The organism is Microbacterium sp. ZOR0019, assembly GCF_000800925.1.
GTDB lineage: Bacteria > Actinomycetota > Actinomycetes > Actinomycetales > Microbacteriaceae > Microbacterium > Microbacterium aurugineum.
The window spans coordinates 19935-38809 of the sequence record NZ_JRKC01000046.1; the positions used below are offsets into that span (position 1 = coordinate 19935).

The following is an 18875-nucleotide window of genomic DNA, read 5'->3' on the forward strand; positions in this document are numbered from 1 at the left end:
ATTGCCGCACGACTAGCATTCAGGGATGACGAGTTCCGGACCGATCGACGACATCTCCATCGGCGGTGAGGTGATCCGCCTGGGGCAGTTCCTCAAGTTCGCGGGTCTCCTCGACTCCGGCGGTGACGCCAAGGAAGTGATCATCGACGGCTATGTGAGGGTCAACGGCGAGGTGGATCGCCGCCGCGGACGCCAGCTGCGCGATGGGGACCTGGTCTCGTTCGAGGGCCGCACGGTCCGCGTCCGCCCCTGACGCCTCAGACCGCGACGGCGCTGATCGACGCGTGAGGGCGTGCTCGGGTCGGCACGCGGGTCTCGCTGTCGATCACGGAGAAACCTGCCTCTTCCAGCAGCGCGGACATCCCGTCGACGCTCCAGTAGTGCGCGGTGGTCACGGCATGGGGGAACGGCTCACCGTCGGGGCCGTCGAAGAAGCCGAGGAGCAGTGCCCCTCCGTCTTCGAGAGCCGACCGCACCGCCGCCAGGAGCGACGGAAGCTCGCCCGGGCTCGCATGGATCAACGAGTACCAGGCGAGCACGCCACGGAGCGAGCCCTCCTCGAGGTCGGCCTCGGCCAACGACGCGACACGGTAAGGCACACCCGGGTATCGGGCGGTCGCGAGGGAGATGAACTCCGGCACGAGGTCGATGCCCTCCGCCGCGTGGCCTCGCGCGGCGAGGAACGCCGTCCAGTGGCCGGGACCGCACCCCGCGTCGAGGAGGCGTCCGTCGATCCCGTCCGCCCAGTTCGCGATGCGTTCGCGGTCGCCGGCATCCATCTGGTCGATGTCGCCGAAGAGTTCCGCGTACTCCCCCGCGCGGGCGGAGTAGCCCTCTCGGATGCGGCCGTCGCTCCCGGTGTTCTCCGGCATGGATGTTCGTCCCCTCACCGGGTCGTCCGGATCGTCGACACCCACGGTAGCGGGCGGCTCCGGGAACGGCGCCGACCTCGTGCCGCCCGGCCTCGGGTGGGTGGGCGACACGAACGGATCAGCTTTCGGCGTCTTCGCTGATCGCGGCGAGTCCGGCGGCAGCGCACGTCTGGTCGGCATCCCCGGAAGGCGCACCGCCCACACCGATGCCGGCGATGGAGGCGTCACCGACCTTCACGCTGACGCCTCCGGCCAGGAAGAGGGTGCCGGGAAGGTCGCGGAGGGCGTCGGCGCGAGCGACGAGGTCACTCGTGTCGGTCCCGAAGGCCGCCGCGGTGTAGGCCTTCTGTTGCGAAGCCTCGATGGTGTGCGCCGCGGCGTTGTCCCCGCGCACGAACGCCTGCAGCTGCCCGGATCGGTCGACGACCGAGACACTGACGAAGCCGAGCCCGTCGGCCTGGCACTGGGCGAGGGCGGCCTGCGCGGCGACCATCGCGGTCTCGGCCGTCAGACGTGACGGGGTGACAACGGCATCCTCGGTCACGGTGACGACTGCTGTCTCGGTGTCTGCGGGTTCTGTCGGGCCCGATTCCGTGGCGGCCGTGCATCCGGCCAGGAGGAGCAGGGCGGAAACCGCCCCGACGGCGGTGAACAGGGAACGGGGGCGGAGAGTGGTCATGGGATGGTCCTTTCGGTGGATGTGCTCTTCCATCCTTCGAGGCCGTGACTGCCGCCACATCGACCGATCAGCCAGCGCAGGATCTATCGAACGGATGATGCACTCAGCCGGGGCGCGGATAATCGTGGGAGACATGACCCCTGCGCCTTCCTCGGACTCCACGACGCGGCCCGTCGAGATGTCGACCATCGACATCGCCGTGGACGTGGCCTTCGCGGTGCTCCTGGTCGTGTGCGGGTCACGGTACGTGGTGAACCACGGCCTCGACGAGGTCGGGGTGTTCGTCCTCATCGGCGCGTCGATCTCCTGGCTCGCCTACCTCGCCGGTCGGGTCCGAGAGCCGAGCGTGGTTCGCCGGCGCGTCGGCGTGGCGGTCGCGATCGCCGCCTGGATCGTCCTGGTGGTCGCGGCTCCCAGCTTCGCGTGGTGCGCCCTCCCTCTGTTCTTCGCCGCCCGTCGCGCTTTCTCCGGAGCATGGGCCCTCGCGCTCACGGTCATGATCGTCGTGGCCGTCGGGGTGAGTCTCTACCGATGGTCGGGTTGGCTCGACATCGGAATGCTGTTCGGCCCCCTGTGCGCCGGGGGGATCCTCACGCTCGCGTACGCGGCGCTCGAACGCCTGCACGCGGCCCGCGGTGCGCTCATCACCGAGCTGGAGACGACACAGGCGCGGCTGGCATCGACCGAACGCGAGGCGGGGAGGGAAGCCGAACGACGTCGCCTCGCTGCCGAACTCCACGACACCGTGGTGCAGGGGACCGCCAGCGCCTTGCTGCTCCTCGAGGCGGAGGAGCAGCGGAACGGCGGGGCATCACCCGAGTCGATCCGTGCGCAGGACGTCCTCCGCGCCAACCTGGTCGAAACGAGGCGGGTCGTGCACGGCCTCTCGTCCACACGGCTGGCCGAACACTCCCTGGCATCGGCGTTGGCCGAGTCCGCAGCGGAACTCGGCGCGGAGTTGCACGTGATCGGCACCGATCACGCGATCTCGGAACCACAGGCGCACGCACTGCTCCGGATCGCCCAGGAAGCAATGGTGAACGCCGTCCGGCACGCGCACGCCGATCGGGTGATCGTGACCCTGACCTTCGACCAGGCCAGGATCGGGATCGACGTCGGTGACGACGGCATCGGATTCGACCCCGAAGCCGCAGGCCGCGCCGACCGCGGCTACGGCCTGCGCGCGATGCGCTGGCGCGCGACCACAGCGGGAGGCACGTTCGACGTGGAGTCTTCCCCGGGGAACGGCACGATCATCTCCGCAACCGTTCCGTCGAGCCCCCTTCCCCCGCGCACCGCGGAGCACGAGCGATGATCCGCGTGATGCTGGTCGACGACCATCCGGTGCTGAGATACGGGATGGCAGGACTGATCGACACCCAGGATGACCTGAGCGTGGTGGCGCAGACGGGAGACGTCGACGAAGTCATCCGGCTCGCAGCGACGCAGACGCCGGATGTCGTGCTGATGGACCTGGATCTCGGAGCAGAAATCTCCGGTATCGATCTCACCGCGCGCCTGAGAGCGGAGTCGCCCGGCACTCGCGTGCTGGTCTTCACCACCTACGACACCGATGCCGACATCGTGCGGGCGATCGAAGCGGGCGCCACCGGCTACTTCCTCAAGGACTCACGCCCCGCCGATCTGTTCGCCGCCATCCGTTCCGCCGCCGCCGGGATTTCCGCGCTCTCACCGACGATCGCGACCCGCCTGCTCGGACGCACACAGAAGCCGGACGAGACGCTGACCGCGCGCGAGATCGAGGTGCTCGAGCTCCTCGCGCGCGGCTACTCCAACAAAGAACTCGGACATGCGCTCTTCGTCAGTGAGGGCACGGTGAAGTCGCACCTCCACCACATCTACACGAAGCTGCGCGTCGACAATCGCGGCGCGGCTATCGCGCATGCCGTTCGGGAAGGCATCGTCCGCATCTGACCGCCGACGCGCCGTGAGCAGATGTCTATCGAACGGCTGATTCGTGCCGGCACGTCGTCGGCGAGGCTGGAAGGAGACCGCGTTTCACCCACCCGAGGAGATCCCATGCCCGCTCGCCGGCCCCACGCCGCTCTGATCATCCTCACGCTCGCCGCAGTGCCGCTCGTCGGGTGCACGCCGGAACGAGCCCCTGCGGTGTCCGTCACGCCGCACGCACCGACCGCGTCGCCGTCTGCGGATGCCTCGCCGAGCCCGTCGGCTGGTGAGGTGGCTGCCGCGACCACTGCCCTGTTCGACGCGGTCGCTCGCGACGATCATGCCGCCATCACGGAAGCGATCGACGCCGGCGCCGACCTCGAGACCCGCGACTCCTCCGGCCGCACACCGCTCGTGATCGCGACCAAGAGCAACAGCGCGGACACCGCGATCCAGCTGCTCGAGGCGGGCGCCGATCCCGATGCGAAGGACGACATCGAGGACTCCGCATTCCTCTACGCGGGCGCGGAGGGCTACGACCGGATCCTCGAGGCGACGATCCGGCACGGCGCGGATGTCACCTCGACCAATCGCTTCGGCGGAACTGCACTCATTCCGGCCAGCGAGCACGGGTATGCCGAAACCGTGCGGATCCTCCTCGCCGCGGGGGTCCCGGTCGACCACGTGAACGACCTCGGATGGACCGCCCTGCTCGAGGCCGTACTCTTCGGAGACGGCTCAGCGAGCTACGTCGAGGTCGTCGGCCTCCTCATCGAAGCGGGGGCCGACACCAGCATCGCCGACTTCCAGAGGCGCACCGCTCAGGACACCGCACGGAACCGCGGACATACCGAGATCGCAAGAATGCTGGGGTGATCTCTGCTCAGGCCCTACGACTGACGGGCGCGCTGGTATCCGATGACGCCTTGCAGGTAGGTGACGCGTTGGAAGGTGTCGAGGCGTTGTTCCGTGTTCCAGATGGGCACGTTCTCGGTGTAAGACTGGCCGTTGGGCCCCCAAATCGTCACGTTCACGAAGCCGGTGATGCGGATCTCCTTCGCGAGCAGGAAGAGCAGGCTGAGAAAGAAGACCCATATGAACAGGATCACCATCACGATCGCCCACGCGGGGGTGTGTGTTGTGGTCGCAGTCTGATCCTGCGTGGTCACGTTCACCGTGCCGGTCGGCCAGCTGCCCGACGGCGTCACCACCCACTCTTGAGAGGCGTGGATGTTGCCGATTGACACCAGGTACGGGGACGTGGCAGCGGCACCGCTGGCGGGGAGCATAGTCATGGGGAGACTGGATCGAGAGACACGCAGACAGCGGTCAACATTCGTGCGTGCGCTCACGCAAGATATTGGTGCTCAGTCAGCGTGATCGGCGGCGACGTGCGCACCCCCACAACTGGGTCTATGCGCCGTGTGCGGGCAAAACGTACTATGTCACAACAACGATGTTCAGGGCTGGACGTCCGCTCATCTCCCCCTCCCCCCATGGCCGTCCAGCCCTGGCGTGGCGCCCCATGACGACATACGCATCGCCGTGCCTGGAGTACGCAAGGTCAGGCTCGTGGTGTACGCATTGCAGGGCCTACAGCGATCGCGGGCGGCGCGGACGGTCGATTCTTGAGGCGTGCCGATACGCGTGGGGATCATCGATAGCCGGCCGGCACTGGTGCTGGGCATCACGGTCCTGGTCAATGCACAGCCCGACATGACGTTCATCGGCTCGGGACGCAGCGTTCGCGAGCTTCTGTCTGCCGGGACGACACCGGACGTGGTGCTGGTCGATCCCGCGATCGCCGATCCTCAGGCGCAGGCGGCCGCGGTGACGGCGCTGTTGTCGCGGGGAATCGGCGTCCTGCTCTTCACAGACGCGGCGCGAGCCCGATCCACCTCCGAGCATCCGGAACCCGGAGCCGTGGAGACGATACGGAAGACAGACCCGCTTCATCGAGTCATCGCGGGGATTCGTGCAGCCCAGCGGAGTCGATCCGGGGAGTCGAGCGCGGGGGTCGAGATACGGAACCCTCACTCGGCCCCCGGGGTCACCCTGTCACCCCGGGAAGCGGAGGTGTTGGAGTTGTACGCCACGGGCGCGACCGCCGCCCACGTCGCTCACGCTCTGGGCATCACGCGGAACACGGTCGTGGACCACATCAAGCGCATCCGCCTGAAATACATCGCCGCGGGACGTCCGGCGTTCACCAAGGTCGATCTCTTCCGGCGCGCAGTCGAAGACGGCCTCGTGCCCGACGAGCCGGCGTGACAGGCTTTCACTCTTCGACGATGACCGCGCCGAGCACCGTCGTGACCTCGGTCGCCGACTCCGGCAGCTCCGCCGAGATCGTCCATTCGCTCTGCTCCCCCGCTGCGAGCCCGTCCACCACCGTCACCCCGCGAGCGTAGACCGCACTGGTCGCCCGATCGACCCAGCTCACCGAGATTGCGATCGCACCGGCCTCCCCCTCCGGCATCGTCACCGTACCTTCGGCGACGACCGTCGCACCGGGCTCGGAAGTCACCTTCGTCATGATGGTCGACGCGATGACCCCCCTCCCCTCAGGGATGGCCGGAAAGCCTGTGGGGGCATCCGTGGGGGTTGCCGTCGTCGGCACCGGATCCTCAGAAGTGCATCCGGTCAGCATCCCCGTCGAGGCCAGAGTGATCACGCAGGCAAGGAGGGCACCGCTCCACACACGTCTCATGATGCCTCCTTGCGACGGGCGAGCCGGAGCACGCCTCCGGCGATCAACAGCCCGAGGGCGCTCAGCATGAGCGACCAGCTCAACACCGCTCCGGTGTCGGGGAGCTTCGGCGGGGCGGGCGAGACATCGACGGCGATGACCGCGGTCGATGTCGGCGATGAGACGGGGGCTCCTCCGAGCGTCGTTCCCGAGGCGGTCGCAGAGTTCGATAGCGGGCCGCCTGTCAGATCGAGCGCTGTCACCCGATACGTCGCCGTGCAGGTGACCGTCATACCCGGGGCGAGCGCCGACGCCTCCGCGGGGCACTGGATGGAGCTGAGGGCGCCCGAACCGTTGAAGTCGACCTCCTCGACGGTGACATCGTTCACCGTCACGTTCCCGAGATTGCTGATGTCGAAGGAGTACGTGATCAGCTGTCCACGAGCGGTGATCGAGGAGACGTCCGCCGACTTCACCAGCGCGAGCTCCGGACGCGGTGTGGCGGGGATCGTGACCTCCGAAGGTTCGGAGGTCACGGGCACACCGACCGGAGAGGTACCTGTCGCGGTCGCGGAGTTTGTCAGCGACCCGGCGTCCACATCTGCCTGCGTGAGGGTATAGGTCGTGGTGCACAGGACCTGGTCGCCGGGCGCGAGTGACGCGGCACCGGACGGACACGTCGCGTCCCCAATCGGCCCGGTTCCGGTGAACGACGCTTCCTCCACCGACAGATCGGCGATCGTCACGTTGCCGGTGTTGGTCACGACGAACGAGTATGTGATGACCTGTCCTGCCTGGTACTCATCAGGATCGCTAGGGCTCGCGGACTTCACGAGCGAAAGAGCCGGCGTCGACGCGATGGCGAGGTCAGCAGCGGAAGGCGCAGACGTCAACTCCGCGCCGAGAGGATCGAGCCCCGTCGCCGTGGCGGTGTTCGTCACCGTTCCCGCATCGACATCCTCCTGCGACACAGTGTAAGAACTCGAGCAGGTGGCCTCGGCTCCTGGGCCGAGCGGGCCGACGGGGCACACCGCCTGCGGAAGAGGATTCGTCCCGCTGAACGTGGTGTCGTCGATCGACAAGTCGGTGATCGTCACGGTGCCGGTGTTGGTCACCACGAACGAGTAGGTGACGACGTCGCCGGCCTGGCTCGCGGTCGTCGGCGTGACCGACTTGATGACGGCGAGCGACGCGACGGTGGGCAGAAGCGTATCGGTCTCCGACTCCGGCGTTGTGACGGGCGGTCCGGTCGGCGGAGTGCCTGTCACGCTCGCCGTGTTCGCGACGTACCCACCGTTGATGTCAGACTGCGTGATCTCGTAGGTGGCCGTCGCCGTGACCACGTCGGTCGGGAGCAGCACGCCCTCCTCGCCCGGCCACTCATACGTCAGCACGGAAAGGCCGGGAAGAGCATCGGCGATCGTCACGCCCACAAGGGTCACATTGCCCGTGTTGGTCGCAGTGAATGCGTAGGTGATCACGTCGCCGACCTGGGCAGGGTTCTGGATTGCCGAAGAATCCGCCGACTTCGCGAACATCATCGCGGGAGCCGCCTCAAGCGTCGTGTCGGTGTCCGCGGGAGGGGACTCGACCGGCGGCCCGGTCGGGGGCGTCCCACTCGCGAATGCCGAGTTCGCCACGTGCCCGGCATCGATGTTCGACTGCAAGAGCGAATAGGTCGCCGTCGCCGTCACGACATCCCCCGGGGCAAGAGTGCCCGGCACGCCCGGCCAGTCATACGTGAGGCTCGAGAGACCCGAGAGAGCATCGACGATCGAGACCCCCGTAAGCGTCACGTTCCCGGTGTTGGTCGCGGTGAAGCCGTAGGTGACCACATCACCCGCCTTAACGGGGTCGGAGAGAGCGGACGTATCCGCCAGCTTCGTCAGCGTCAGCGCCGGTGCAGACTCCAGCAGCGTGTCCGTCTCCGACGGCACCGAGGAGATCACAGGGCCGCTCGGCGGAGAACCCGTGGCCGTCGCCGAGTTCGCCGCATGCCCCGCATCGATGTCTGCCAACGTGATCCCGTACGTCGCCGTGGCTGTCACCGTGTCCCCCGGCTTGAGAACACCGTCGGCGCCTGGCCAGTCATACGCCAGGCTCGAGAGCCCGGGAAGCACATCGGTCACCTCCACGCCGGTCAGTGTCACGTTGCCGGTATTGGTAGCGGTGAACGTGTAGGTGATCACATCGCCGGGTTGCGCCGGATCCTGGACGGCGGAGTCGTCGGCCGTCTTGTCCAGGATCAACTGCGGGCCTGTGGTGATCGCCGTGTCGGTCTCTGCAGGCGGAGACTCGATGCCGGGACCGACCGGCGGCGTCGCGGAAGCCAACGCCGAGTTGGCGACGTGCCCCGCATCCACGTCTGCCTGGGTGATGACGTAGGTGGCCGTGGCGATGACGGCTTGTCCGGGTCCGAGATCGCCGGGAACGCCCGGCCAGTCATAGGTCAGCACCGACAGGCCCGGCAGGGGGTCGGTGATCGCCACATCGTGCAGCGTGACATTGCCCGCGTTCGTCGCCGTGAAGCGGTAGGTAACGACGTCTCCGACCCGCGGGGGGTTCTGGAAGGCCGTCGTGTCCGCAGCCTTGGCGAGCTCGATCGACGGCGCCGCGTCGGCGGGCAGGGACACACTGGACGGCGGAGAGTCGACCGTCGATCCGCTGGGGGTGGTAGCCGTCGCCGTCGCCTCGTTCGAGATCGATCCGGCATCGACATCGGCTTGAACCAGGGTGTAGGTGGCCGTGCACGTCGTCTGAGCGCCTGGAGCGAGCGACACCCCGGCGGGGCAGTCGATGGCGGAAATGGAACCGGCACCGTCGAACTGAGTCTCATCCACCTGAGGATCGGTGAGAGTGACATTGCCGGCGTTCGTCACGACGAACGAGAATGTGATGACCTGGCCGACCGTGAAGCTCGCCGCATCATTGGGCGTAGCGGACTTCACGAGAGCCACGGCCGGCGCGTCTTCGACCTGCACGCTCGCCGTCGAGGGCTCCGAGACAACGGGGCTGCCCACAGGTGGTGTCCCCGAGGCCGTGGCGGTGTTCACGATCGGCTGCCCCGCGTCGACGTCCGTCTGGGTCACGGAGTAGACGGCCGTGCAGTCGACGGTCGCTCCCGGTGCGAGCGAAGCCGCACCGGGAGGGCACACGACGGACGGTGGCGTGCCGGTCCCCGTGAAAGACGACTCATCGATGCTGATACCCGAGAGAACGATGTCGCCGGTGTTCGTCACGGAGTAGGTGTAGGTGATCGTCTGACCGGCGGTGTCCGCCGTCGCCGTGGACGCGGACTTCGTCAGCGCGACCGCCGGCGACACGAAGTCGACGGTCGAGGTTCCGGGGTCGTTGACGCCGTCACCGACGATGTTGTCGGGACCGTTGGTGAAGGATCCGCTCACCGGCGACGTCACGTCGACCGTGATCGTGCACGAACTCTGTCCCTGGAGGAGATCGCCCGTGACCGTGATGCTGGTCGCGCCACCCGGCGCATCCACGGTGCCGTTGCTGCAGGTCGTCGCCGCCGTCGAGGGAACCACAGAGAGTCCCGCGGGAAGGTTGTCGACGAAGCTCCAGCCTCCTTTGGCCCCGAGCTCGCTCGTGTTCGTGACGGTGAACGTCAGCGTCGAGCTTCCTCCGGCAAGCACCGCCGTCGGGCTGAACGACTTGTCGAGCTGAGGTGTCATGTCGAGGATGCGGATGTTGTCGATGGCGCCGTCATTGCCGCCACCCGTCCCGACGAGGTTCCGGAGAGCGAGACCCACCGAGTTCCCCGTGACGGCCACCGCCGCGTCGGTCGCGTACGAACCGACACGGATGCCACGACCGTCGACGCTGAGAACAGTCCCTCGAGGGTCGGTCCCTCCGTTGATCGGTGAACCGATCGGCGTTTCCACTCCCCCCTGGACGAAGTAGAACTGGTACTGCGGCGGGTTGGAGTTGTAGTTGTCGACCGCGCCGTCGACGCTGAAGCCGAGGTAGCGCTTGCCTTCGTGGGGCGGCAAGGTAATGGGTGTCGTGGTCGCGAACTGGACCAGGTTCGGCCCCGGGTCCGCGGCCCCACCCGATCCGTTGTCCGTATAGGCGGACAACGAGTGGTTCAGCGCCGGATTCGGGTCGCTGTTGAAGATGCCGAATGCCCGGGACAACGTCCGCAGCCGGTCCGTGATGATCCCGCAGTTGGGCGCGTTGCCGACGCTCGTCGCGTCGAGTACGACGCCGTTACAATTGATCAGCCAGGCGTTGTCCGCCTGATACTGCAGACCGCTGGCGCTCGTGTAGCTCGGAAGCAGCGTCATCGAGCCGTTCGCAACGTTCTCGAAGTCCTCTTCATAGAGGACGTTCGCCGCCTGCGGCGTGCCCGGCGATCCGGGAGCAGCGTTCGCAGGAGCGGTCGCGGCCGCGGTGAATCCGGCCACGCCCAGAAGCAGAGCCAGAGCTCCCGAGAGCGCGCGGCACCCCCAGGACGCGGTCAGTGCACCATCGCTCGCACGACCCGCAGCGAACTGCGGCCGTTTTCTCCTGATCATGCTCGAATCGTAGCCACGCACGCACCTGATATCTGCCCCTTCTTCGAACGGTTGCGTAGCCGTCATGAGATCTCTCTGTCACGCCATTCCGAGACGGCGGCACTCCCTTAGGTGGTGCAGCTGTCGTCTGCGTGTGCAACGGCTCACTCCTACGTGTGGGCCACCGTTCGCGACGGTGCGCTGAGGCGACATTTCGGTAGAGATCCTCGGTGCGATCACCGTCCCAGGCGTTATGAGCCAGCACGCTCCCCGTCTCTTTGATGAACACCCCCCGACCACGAAGCATGACCCGGAGGAAAACATGACGACGACCAGCAGGCGGGCGTCTCGCCCGCGTACCCGGAGGACTCCCGTGCTCGTCGCCGCCGGTGTCGTTGCCGGCGCAGTCGCGCTGGGACTCGCCGCGGCGGGCTCGACGATGGCGGTTCTCTCGGCGAGCCAGACCGTCCCGGGTGCCACCATCACGGCCGGAAGCCTCGGCCTCATCGTGAACGGCTCCGCCAGTGCAGCGCTCGGCGCGTATTCGGTCGTCCCGGGAACGCCGCAGGCCCGCGCCTTCACGGTGACCAACACCGGGACCACCGCGGCGGACCTGACGACGACGATCGCCGTGTCCTCCTCCGATCCGATCAAGGACAACATGCGGGCGCGCGTCACGGCCGTCGCCGACGCGGGCGCCTGCGTTCCGAACCTCACCGGCGCGCAGGGTGCGCTCCACGGATACAGCTCCTCCGGCTACGCGACGGTCGAGGCAGGGGAATCCGTGGTCGTGTGCCTCGAGCTCGCCCTTCACGACGCGACCCCGATCGCACAGGCAGGCCAGTCGGCCTCCTTCACCGCCACCGTCAGCGCAACACAGAGAGATCGATGAGATGACCACGACCGAACACCCTCGTGAACCCCGGATCGGGGGCCACACGAAGCTCGTGGCTGCCATCGGGGCCGTCGCCGCGTTCCTCGCGACCGTGGGCGCCGCTCCGGCGGTCGCCGTCTGGAGCGCGTCTGCGACTGCCACGTCGAGCGCCGCCGCCCCGACTGTGGCCATCACGCAATCCGGCTTCAACACGCTCGGCACGACCTTCACCCACAGCACCACCGATCAGCGCGGTGGGTTCACCATCACGAACACGGGTGGGGCAGCGGGTACGGCGACGCTCAGTGTCTCGGCGACCGGCGCATCCGCCGCTCAGATCTACGCCTTCGTGTGGCCTGCCGCATCCGTCGCAGCCTGCACCGCGGAGTCCATGCCCGCGAACGCCGCGCAGGGAACGTGGGCCGCATTCCCGAGCCTTCCCGGCGCACCGCTCGCCCCCGGAGCTTCAATCACCTACTGCGTGCGCTCCTGGGCCGCGGATCCGGATGCGCTCGCGACGGCGTCGGGCACCCAGAGCATGACGGCCACCGCCGCGGCGCGACTCACCACCGGATCCTGGTCCGTATCGAAGCCGTCGGCCGCGACGATGAGCACCAAGGCGTTCTACCCCCTCGCCACGATCCCGCGGGTGGCCAATCAGAACAACTGGTTCACGATCCGCTCTGTCGCCAACACGGGACAGTGTCTGGACGCGTCCGCCTCCGGTACGACCACGGGCACGGTGCTCGGGTCCTGGACCTGCGCCGCTCAATCCAATCAGCGTTTCGAGATCTACCCGACCCAGAACGGGCAGTCGGGCATCCGTCCGAAGCACGCGGCCGAACTCTCCGTCGGCCAGACCGCAGCCAAGAGCGTGCTCACCACGCCCGGATCGTCTGCATCGAGTTGGCGCATCGAACAGGTCACCGAAACCAACTACCAGGTGGTGCATGCCGATACCGGCCTGTGCCTGACCGCGGGAAGTCAGACACAGAACACGCTGACGACCTGCAGTAACGCCACCGCCCAGCAGTTCACGCTGACCAGGGATCCCCTGACCTGCTCGATCACCGGTACCTACATGTACTTCAACTTCAAGACGCCGCTGGGCAACCGCGCCTACACCGTCCAGAACAGAGTCGGCAACGGCCCCTGGACGAACGTCTACACGCAGACCACCCTCACCGCCCAGACCTACGGCCTCCCCCGCACGATGTTCCTCGTGGGTGACGGCACCCTCGACCTCCGCGTCGTGGACGCCGTCGGCAACGTGCTCTACAGCGGCATGACGGCCGTCACGACCGGCACGAACATCGCATGCGGATCCGGATTCGCCTGAGACCTGACCCGCTCGACCATCTGCCCGAAAGATCTCGTCCGGGGTGTTATGAATCCGCCTCCCCGACGTCTCTCCAATGAAGCAAGCAAGACCGAAGCTTCGACCTCCACCCCTAACAAAGGAACCCACATGAACAAGCTGGCCAAGAGCTCCATCGCCGTCACCGCCGGAATCGCCCTCCTGATGGGAGGCGCGGGAACCCTCGCTTACTGGAACGACACGATCGATGCCGGCACCACCGGTTCGATCAGCGCCGGAACCCTGACGCTCTCGAATGCGACCGCCGGCACCTGGACGGATCAGTATGGCGCGACGATCGACCTCGCGACGTTCCGCGCCGTCCCTGGTGACGTCCTCACCTACAACACCACAGTCGACGTCACGGCGATCGGTGACAACCTCACCGGCACGATCGGCATCGGTACGGCCTCCATCTCCCCCGCCACCGCGGGTGCGGCCGATACTGAACTCGCCGCTCTGCTGACCGATTCGGCGAGCTTCACGGTCAACGGCTCGGCAGTCAATTCCTTCACGGCGACGGGGACGCCTCAGGCTGTCGATGTCACCGTGACCATCAGCTGGCCGTCGGGAACCGCGGCCGCCGACAACCTGGCCAAGCTCGGCAGCGTCTCGCTCGCCGACTTCGCCATCACTGCCACCCAGGCCTGACCCCCACCGGGCGCACCCCCGCCCGGTCCCCCACCGGGCGCACCCCCGCCCGGTCCCCCACCGGGCGGGGAACCCCACCCCGCCCGGCACCCCTCCCTTTCGACAACCTCGATGAACGGAACCGCCATGACCACGCTCACGATCGCGGTGGCGCACCCCCGCCCCACCGGCATCCTCCGTCGATCTGTCGACCTCGTGGGCCACGGGATCGGCATGCTCGTCCTGGTCGGGCTGCTCCTCGTCGCCGGTGCGACGATCGCGGTGCCCGCGCTTCTCGGGGCCACCCCGCTCGCGGTCCTGACCTCCTCGATGGAACCGACCTACCCGCCCGGCACCCTCATCGTGGTGCAACCGACCCCCGCCGACGACATCCGCGTCGGCGATGTGATCACGTTCCAGCTGCACTCGGGCAAGCCCGCGGTCGTCACTCACCGCGTGATCGAGGTCGCCGTCAACGGGGCCGGTGAACACGTCTTCCGAACGCAGGGCGACAACAATCCCGATCCCGATGTGCAGGCCGTCCGCGAAGTGCAGCTGAAAGGCGAAATCCTCTATGCCGTCCCCGGTCTCGGCTGGGTGCAGAGCATCCTCAACGGCGAGGTCCGCGCCCTGCTGATCCCCCTGATCGCGGGCGGGCTCTTCCTCTATGCAACGATCACCGTGGTGCGAGCGGTGACAGAACGACGCCGCGGCAGAGACGCCGCCACTGCCGCCGACGCGTCCGACTCTCAGCGAAACCGGAGGACATCGTGAACAAGATCGCCAAGAGCGCCCTCGCAGCTGCCGCAGGAATCGCCCTTCTCATGGGAGGCGCCGGCACCCTCGCCGCCTGGAGCGACGGGAGCTTCGCCCCCCTGGCTTCCGTCATCTCCGCGGGCGATCTTGAGCTCTCCGTCCCCTCCTCCGGCGTCTGGAGGGACGAGACCGGCGCGGTCATCACGCTGGATGGGTACCGCATCGCCCCTGGCGACACGATCATCCACGAGACCACGATGCAGCTGACGGCGCACGGGGAGAACCTTCACGGCGAGATCCTGCTCGACCCCGCATCCATCTCCGCGGCGGATCCCGGTGCGGCGGCGGACGTCGCGCTGGCGGACCTGCTGGCGGCCTCAGCCACGCACACCCTCGATGGCCGCCCGGGCCTGAGCTTCGTGGCGGCGCCCGGAACGCAGACAGTCCTCGTCACGACGACGATCGTCTGGCCCGACGGAGGCACCACCGCGACCGACAACGCGGCCATGCACGGTCGGGCAACGCTCGGCGATCTGTCGTTCACCGTCACTCAGACCATCGACTGATCCGCTCCGATCGCGGAACGACGCCAGGTCGCCATGCTCGACGTCAGGCGGCGGGGTTGGTGGCCTTGCCTCCCCCCGACAAGGCCACCTCACTTGACGCCTCCCCAAGACGCCCACCCGACACACGGAACCCCCCGTTCCGGGTATCAGGGTGCGGACGGGCGTCCCCGTCTCCCCATCCACAACATCACCAGAGCACGCCACACCTTGATCCAAAATTGCCTGGACTTAAGTAGAGGATGCGGCGCAATTCCGCATCCGCGACGCGGACCTTCCTCGTCGATGAGTACCCCCTGTGCCCGAGCGGCAATGTCCGGTCCCCGCTGAGACGCGTCTGCCTCCCCGCCGGAAGCACGACAGAGCGGCGTGCCGCGTCGGTAGACGTGGCACGCCGCTCTGTCGTGTGGTCAGACTCTGGTTACAGGGTGATCGCCTGGCTCTTCATCCGACGCGCGAGGAGAAGCACTCCTCCCGCGACCATCAGGAGCGCAGCCGCGCCTCCGATGAGACCGAGGTTGCTTCCACCCGTCGACGCGAGATACGTGATCTCATTGGCGGGAGTGGTCGTCTCACTCGTCGGGGGCGTGATCGGGTCGACGCCCTCGGGAACGGACGCGTGGCCAGTCGCCACGTTGTCGACGGAGCCGTTCGCCACATCCTGCTTCGTGACGGTGTAGCCCTTCTCGGAGTGGCAGGTCATCGACTCGCCCGGGGCGAGTGTGGTCTGCGGGCACTCGATCGCGATACCGGCTGCGGCCAGCATCGGGTCGTCGACGAAGACATCCGTCAGCTCAGCGGTGCCGGTGCTGGTGAGCTCGAAGGAGTAATCGATCGTCTCGCCGGCATCTGCCCAGCCGTTGCCGTTGGTGTCGTTGCGCGGACTTGACGAGCTCCAGACCGGCCACGAGCGGAACGAGCGGGATGATGACGTCGTCCGGAGGGCTCACCGGGTCTTCCGGGTCTCCCGGAGTTCCGGGGGGCACCTCACCGGTCGCGGTCGCGACGTTGTGGATCTCTCCCGCGCGGGCGTCCGCCTGCGTGATCGTGTAGTTCTCCGACTCGCACACGGCGGACTCTCCGACGGCCAGCGAGGTCGGGTCACACGTGATCGCGACGCCCAGACCGTCGAGGAGCGGGTCATCGATGCGGACATTGTCCAGAGGCACGTTGCCGGTGTTCGTCACCGCGAACGTCCACTTGATCACGTCACCCGGATCGTTGATCCCGTTGCCGTTCGCATCGTCGACCATGACCCAGTCCTTGTCCAGCGAAATGCCGGGGACCGGAGTCGGGTCGATCGGGATGACGACCTCGTCCGGGGGGCTCACCGGGTTCTCCGGCTCACCCGGAGTTCCCGGGGGCACCTCACCCGTGGCGGTGGCGACGTTGCGGATCTCTCCGGCTTCCGCATCCGCGTCGGTGATGGTGTACTCCTCGGAGCGGCAGAGCACCGACTCGCCGGGGGCGAGGGGAGCGGGGTCACAGATGACGGCGATCCCTAGGTCCTGCAGCAGCGGGTCATCGACGGTGACGTTCTCGAGCGGGACGTTGCCGGTATTGGTCACATCGAAGGTCCAGACGATCACGTCGCCCGGGTCGTTGATCCCGTTGCCGTTGACATCGTCGACGACCAGGTAGTCCTTGTCGAGCGCGATCGCGGGCTCGGGCGTCTCGAAGACCTCGAGGTCGAACGCAACGGTCGCCATCTTGACGAGCGCGAGGTTGTCGACGGCGAGGTCGTTGCCGAAGCCACCGCCCGCGTAGTTGCGCAGACCGATGGTCGCGGTGCCGAGCGGGTCGGCGACGAAAGTGCCTGAGTTCTGGCCCCACACCGTGTTCGCGTTCAGGCAGGCGCTGCCGTCGGTCGGATTGGTCGGCGTGTTCTGCTTGTCGAGCGGAAGAGACGAGCCGATGATCTTCGTCTCTTCGGTGTCCGTCATGTAGAAAGCGGACTGCACCGGCGCCGTGTCGAGCGGGCTGTAGCTGACGTTGGCGATGTTGGCGCTCACCGAGTATGTTGCTCCGGGCTCGAGACCGGTGATGGTCGTGGTGAGCAGGTCGTGCGGTACCGGAAGCTCGCTCGAGCCGTTGACGACCAGGATCTTCCCGTACGCAGCCGACTGCACGCTCGTGAGCTGGAAGTCGTGCGAGGTCGGGTTCACGAGCGGGTCAGCGCCGCACACCAGGGTGCTGAGCGTGGTTCCCGCATCGGGCATCATGTTCGTCGAAGAGCGCAGATCGGCCCATTGGTTGTTGTGGTTGAGGCCGGGACCGTTCATGTTCGCCGTCGGCCACACGGTGTACGCGCCGTCGCAGGGCGCCCATTGTCCGGCCACGTTGCAGTAGCCCGTGCCACCTGTGGTCGGGTTGTGGTACTCATACGGCGTGCTGGCGGCAGGGAGCTCCGGGAATGACTGGCCGAGGTAGTCGAACGTGCCGTTGTCGAAATCGGTGACGAGGTTCGGCCCGTTGGAGTCACGTGCGATCTTGACGCCGCTCAGCGTGCCTACGTAGTCGGACGGAGCAACGATGCGCAACTCGGTGTGCGTGCGAGGCACCGAGTAGATCAGTGGGTCCGGCGAGATGATCTCTGCCGCTGCGCCGTCGACGACGACCGACCATCCGGTCGGGAGCCCCGACACCTGGTACGAATCGAAGACCGCACCGCTGAGATTGTCGTCAGTGATCGTCAGCGTGAAGCCGTCGGCGTCGGCCTCTTCGACCTGGGTCGGCGTGACCTCGACCACCAGGCCGTCGTCACCGACGACGGGAGCGGCGAAGCTCGCCGGGGCTACGACGATGCTTATCGGGCTCGTGATTTTCGTTTTCTCATGAAGAAGGCACCTTTCGTGCAGGGAAGTACTTCTGATTCGCTCTTGTTGAGCACAGATCATCGAAAACTACCAACGCAAAATGGCCGATCCTGGGTGCTTTCGAGATCTTCAGTAGTTGCGGTGCGCCCGCTCAGTAGGAATAGGGAAAAGTGCCGCGAACGCATCCGTCCGCGGCGTGAGGACGCCGACGAAAAAGCGGTGGGCGGGCCGCATCCCGTCGAGGATGCGCCCGCCCACCGCCTGTCTCCGGTCGCTACTGCACGTCTGATCTCGTGTTCTTCTTGCGTCGTGTGACGACGAAGATCGCCGTTCCGAGCAACACGAGCGCGAGAGCGACCGGCACGCCGGCAAGGCTGTCGGCACCCGTATTCGCCAACGGCCCTCCATCGCCGCCACCGCCGGGGTTCGAGGGCACCGGGCCGGTCGGGGTGACGATGGTGTCGCTCGGTGGAGTGATCGGGTCGACACCCGGCGGAGTCATCGCGTTTCCGGTCGCGGTGTTCAGAACACCCCGGTCGATGACGTCTCGTTCGGTCACCGTGTAGGGCGCATCCGTCGTGCACGTGACGCTGTCGCCGGGCGCGAGGGAGGACGGGTCACACGTGACCGCCCCGGCCTTCGGGTCATCGACGGATGCGTCGGTCAGGGTGATGTTGCCGGTGTTGGTGAGAAGGAACGAGTAGTCGATCGTCTCGCCGGCGTCTGCGAGGCCGTTGCCGTTGGTGTCATTCAACGACGCACTCTTCTCGAGGGTCATCGCTGCCCCCGCGAGCGCAGTGGGAGTGGTCTCGGTGTCGGTGGGCGGGGTGATCGGATCGACTCCCGGCGGGGTCGTCGCGTTGCCGGTCGCCGTGTTCACCACACCACCATCGATGATGTCCTGCTCCGTGACCGTGTACGGGTTGTCCGCCGTGCACGTCACCGACTCCCCCGGTGCGAGCGTGATCGGGTCGCAGGTGACTGCACCCGCCTTCGGGTCATCGACGGAAACATCCGTCACTGTGATGTTGCCGGTGTTGAGGATCACGAACGAGTAATCGATCGTCTCCCCCACATCCGCCAGACCGTTGTCATCGGTGTCGTTCAACGACGCCACCTTGTCGATCGCGAGGCCCGCTGCCGCTGCCGGCGTGGGGGTGGTCTCGGTGTCGGTCGGCGGGGTGATCGGATCGACTCCCGGCGGGGTCGTCGCGTTG

18 protein-coding genes are annotated in these 18875 nt (G+C 67.1%); 10 read left to right on the forward strand and 8 right to left on the reverse strand.

The features are described from left to right. Window positions 1-25: 25 nt before the first annotated feature. Complete coding sequence (locus L978_RS09915; protein WP_047522897.1) at window positions 26-253, forward strand: RNA-binding S4 domain-containing protein; 228 nt, start codon at window positions 26-28, stop codon at window positions 251-253. Window positions 254-257: 4 nt separating this feature from the next. Here L978_RS09915 and L978_RS09920 read toward each other — a convergent pair whose 3' ends face one another. Together L978_RS09920 and L978_RS09925 are read right to left on the reverse strand one after the other, a co-directional pair. Continuing rightward, window positions 258-872, reverse strand: a complete 615-nt coding sequence (locus tag L978_RS09920; RefSeq protein WP_047522898.1) for a class I SAM-dependent methyltransferase — start codon at window positions 870-872, stop codon at window positions 258-260. A gap of 118 nt (window positions 873-990) precedes the next feature. Beyond that, entirely contained in the window at window positions 991-1551 is a 561-nt protein-coding gene (locus L978_RS09925; protein WP_047522912.1) for a GlcG/HbpS family heme-binding protein, read from the reverse strand. A gap of 133 nt (window positions 1552-1684) precedes the next feature. Between L978_RS09925 and L978_RS09930 the strand changes: the two genes are divergently transcribed. The 3 genes from L978_RS09930 (at window position 1685) to L978_RS09940 (ending at window position 4338) form a co-directional block, all read left to right on the forward strand. Next, complete coding sequence (locus L978_RS09930) at window positions 1685-2866, forward strand: sensor histidine kinase (RefSeq protein ID WP_047522899.1); 1182 nt, start codon at window positions 1685-1687, stop codon at window positions 2864-2866. Beyond that, window positions 2863-3486: a response regulator gene (locus L978_RS09935; RefSeq protein ID WP_047522900.1), complete on the forward strand. Its 624-nt coding sequence runs from the start codon at window positions 2863-2865 to the stop codon at window positions 3484-3486. Before L978_RS09930 ends, L978_RS09935 begins: the two co-directional genes overlap by 4 nt. A gap of 105 nt (window positions 3487-3591) precedes the next feature. Next, complete coding sequence (locus L978_RS09940) at window positions 3592-4338, forward strand: ankyrin repeat domain-containing protein (protein WP_047522901.1); 747 nt, start codon at window positions 3592-3594, stop codon at window positions 4336-4338. A gap of 14 nt (window positions 4339-4352) precedes the next feature. On the opposite strand, the gene L978_RS09945 is transcribed toward L978_RS09940, so the two are convergent. After that, the gene (locus tag L978_RS09945; RefSeq protein WP_156118272.1) at window positions 4353-4757 is read right to left on the reverse strand and encodes a hypothetical protein; all 405 of its coding nucleotides are present in this window, start codon (window positions 4755-4757) and stop codon (window positions 4353-4355) included. A gap of 352 nt (window positions 4758-5109) precedes the next feature. Here L978_RS09945 and L978_RS09950 point away from each other — a divergent pair, with 352 nt between their 5' ends. Continuing rightward, window positions 5110-5733 (forward strand): helix-turn-helix transcriptional regulator, encoded by a 624-nt coding sequence (locus tag L978_RS09950; RefSeq protein ID WP_047522902.1) that lies wholly within the window; start codon window positions 5110-5112, stop codon window positions 5731-5733. Between the two features lie 7 nt (window positions 5734-5740). On the opposite strand, the gene L978_RS18930 is transcribed toward L978_RS09950, so the two are convergent. Both L978_RS18930 and L978_RS09960 read right to left on the reverse strand, forming a co-directional pair. Beyond that, window positions 5741-6172 (reverse strand): hypothetical protein, encoded by a 432-nt coding sequence (locus tag L978_RS18930; RefSeq protein ID WP_052193533.1) that lies wholly within the window; start codon window positions 6170-6172, stop codon window positions 5741-5743. Next, window positions 6169-10683 (reverse strand): DUF7507 domain-containing protein, encoded by a 4515-nt coding sequence (locus L978_RS09960; RefSeq protein ID WP_052193535.1) that lies wholly within the window; start codon window positions 10681-10683, stop codon window positions 6169-6171. The genes L978_RS18930 and L978_RS09960 overlap by 4 nt, the downstream gene beginning before the upstream one ends. 301 nt (window positions 10684-10984) lie before the next feature. Between L978_RS09960 and L978_RS09965 the strand changes: the two genes are divergently transcribed. From L978_RS09965 to L978_RS18360, 5 genes are all read left to right on the forward strand, one after another. After that, a complete protein-coding gene (locus L978_RS09965; protein ID WP_156118274.1) occupies window positions 10985-11554 on the forward strand; it encodes a hypothetical protein in 570 nt (189 codons plus the stop codon). A 1-nt stretch (window position 11555) separates the two neighbouring features. Then, window positions 11556-12875 (forward strand): RICIN domain-containing protein, encoded by a 1320-nt coding sequence (locus tag L978_RS09970; RefSeq protein WP_047522904.1) that lies wholly within the window; start codon window positions 11556-11558, stop codon window positions 12873-12875. Window positions 12876-13004: 129 nt separating this feature from the next. Then, window positions 13005-13544, forward strand: coding sequence for an alternate-type signal peptide domain-containing protein (locus L978_RS09975; RefSeq protein ID WP_047522905.1), 540 nt, complete (start codon window positions 13005-13007; stop codon window positions 13542-13544). Window positions 13545-13655: 111 nt separating this feature from the next. After that, window positions 13656-14297 (forward strand): signal peptidase I, encoded by a 642-nt coding sequence (locus L978_RS09980; protein ID WP_081997002.1) that lies wholly within the window; start codon window positions 13656-13658, stop codon window positions 14295-14297. After that, window positions 14294-14845, forward strand: a complete 552-nt coding sequence (locus L978_RS18360) for an alternate-type signal peptide domain-containing protein (RefSeq protein ID WP_052193540.1) — start codon at window positions 14294-14296, stop codon at window positions 14843-14845. Before L978_RS09980 ends, L978_RS18360 begins: the two co-directional genes overlap by 4 nt. A 418-nt stretch (window positions 14846-15263) precedes the next feature. Here the strand turns inward: L978_RS18360 and L978_RS09990 are convergent, their stop codons facing one another. From L978_RS09990 to L978_RS10000, 3 genes are all read right to left on the reverse strand, one after another. Further along, window positions 15264-15677: a DUF7507 domain-containing protein gene (locus tag L978_RS09990; RefSeq protein WP_442921817.1), complete on the reverse strand. Its 414-nt coding sequence runs from the start codon at window positions 15675-15677 to the stop codon at window positions 15264-15266. Beyond that, complete coding sequence (locus L978_RS09995; protein ID WP_047522907.1) at window positions 15637-17592, reverse strand: DUF7507 domain-containing protein; 1956 nt, start codon at window positions 17590-17592, stop codon at window positions 15637-15639. Before L978_RS09995 ends, L978_RS09990 begins: the two co-directional genes overlap by 41 nt. A gap of 340 nt (window positions 17593-17932) precedes the next feature. After that, on the reverse strand, window positions 17933-18875 hold a 943-nt coding region (locus L978_RS10000; protein ID WP_047522908.1), incomplete at its 5' end, for a DUF7507 domain-containing protein.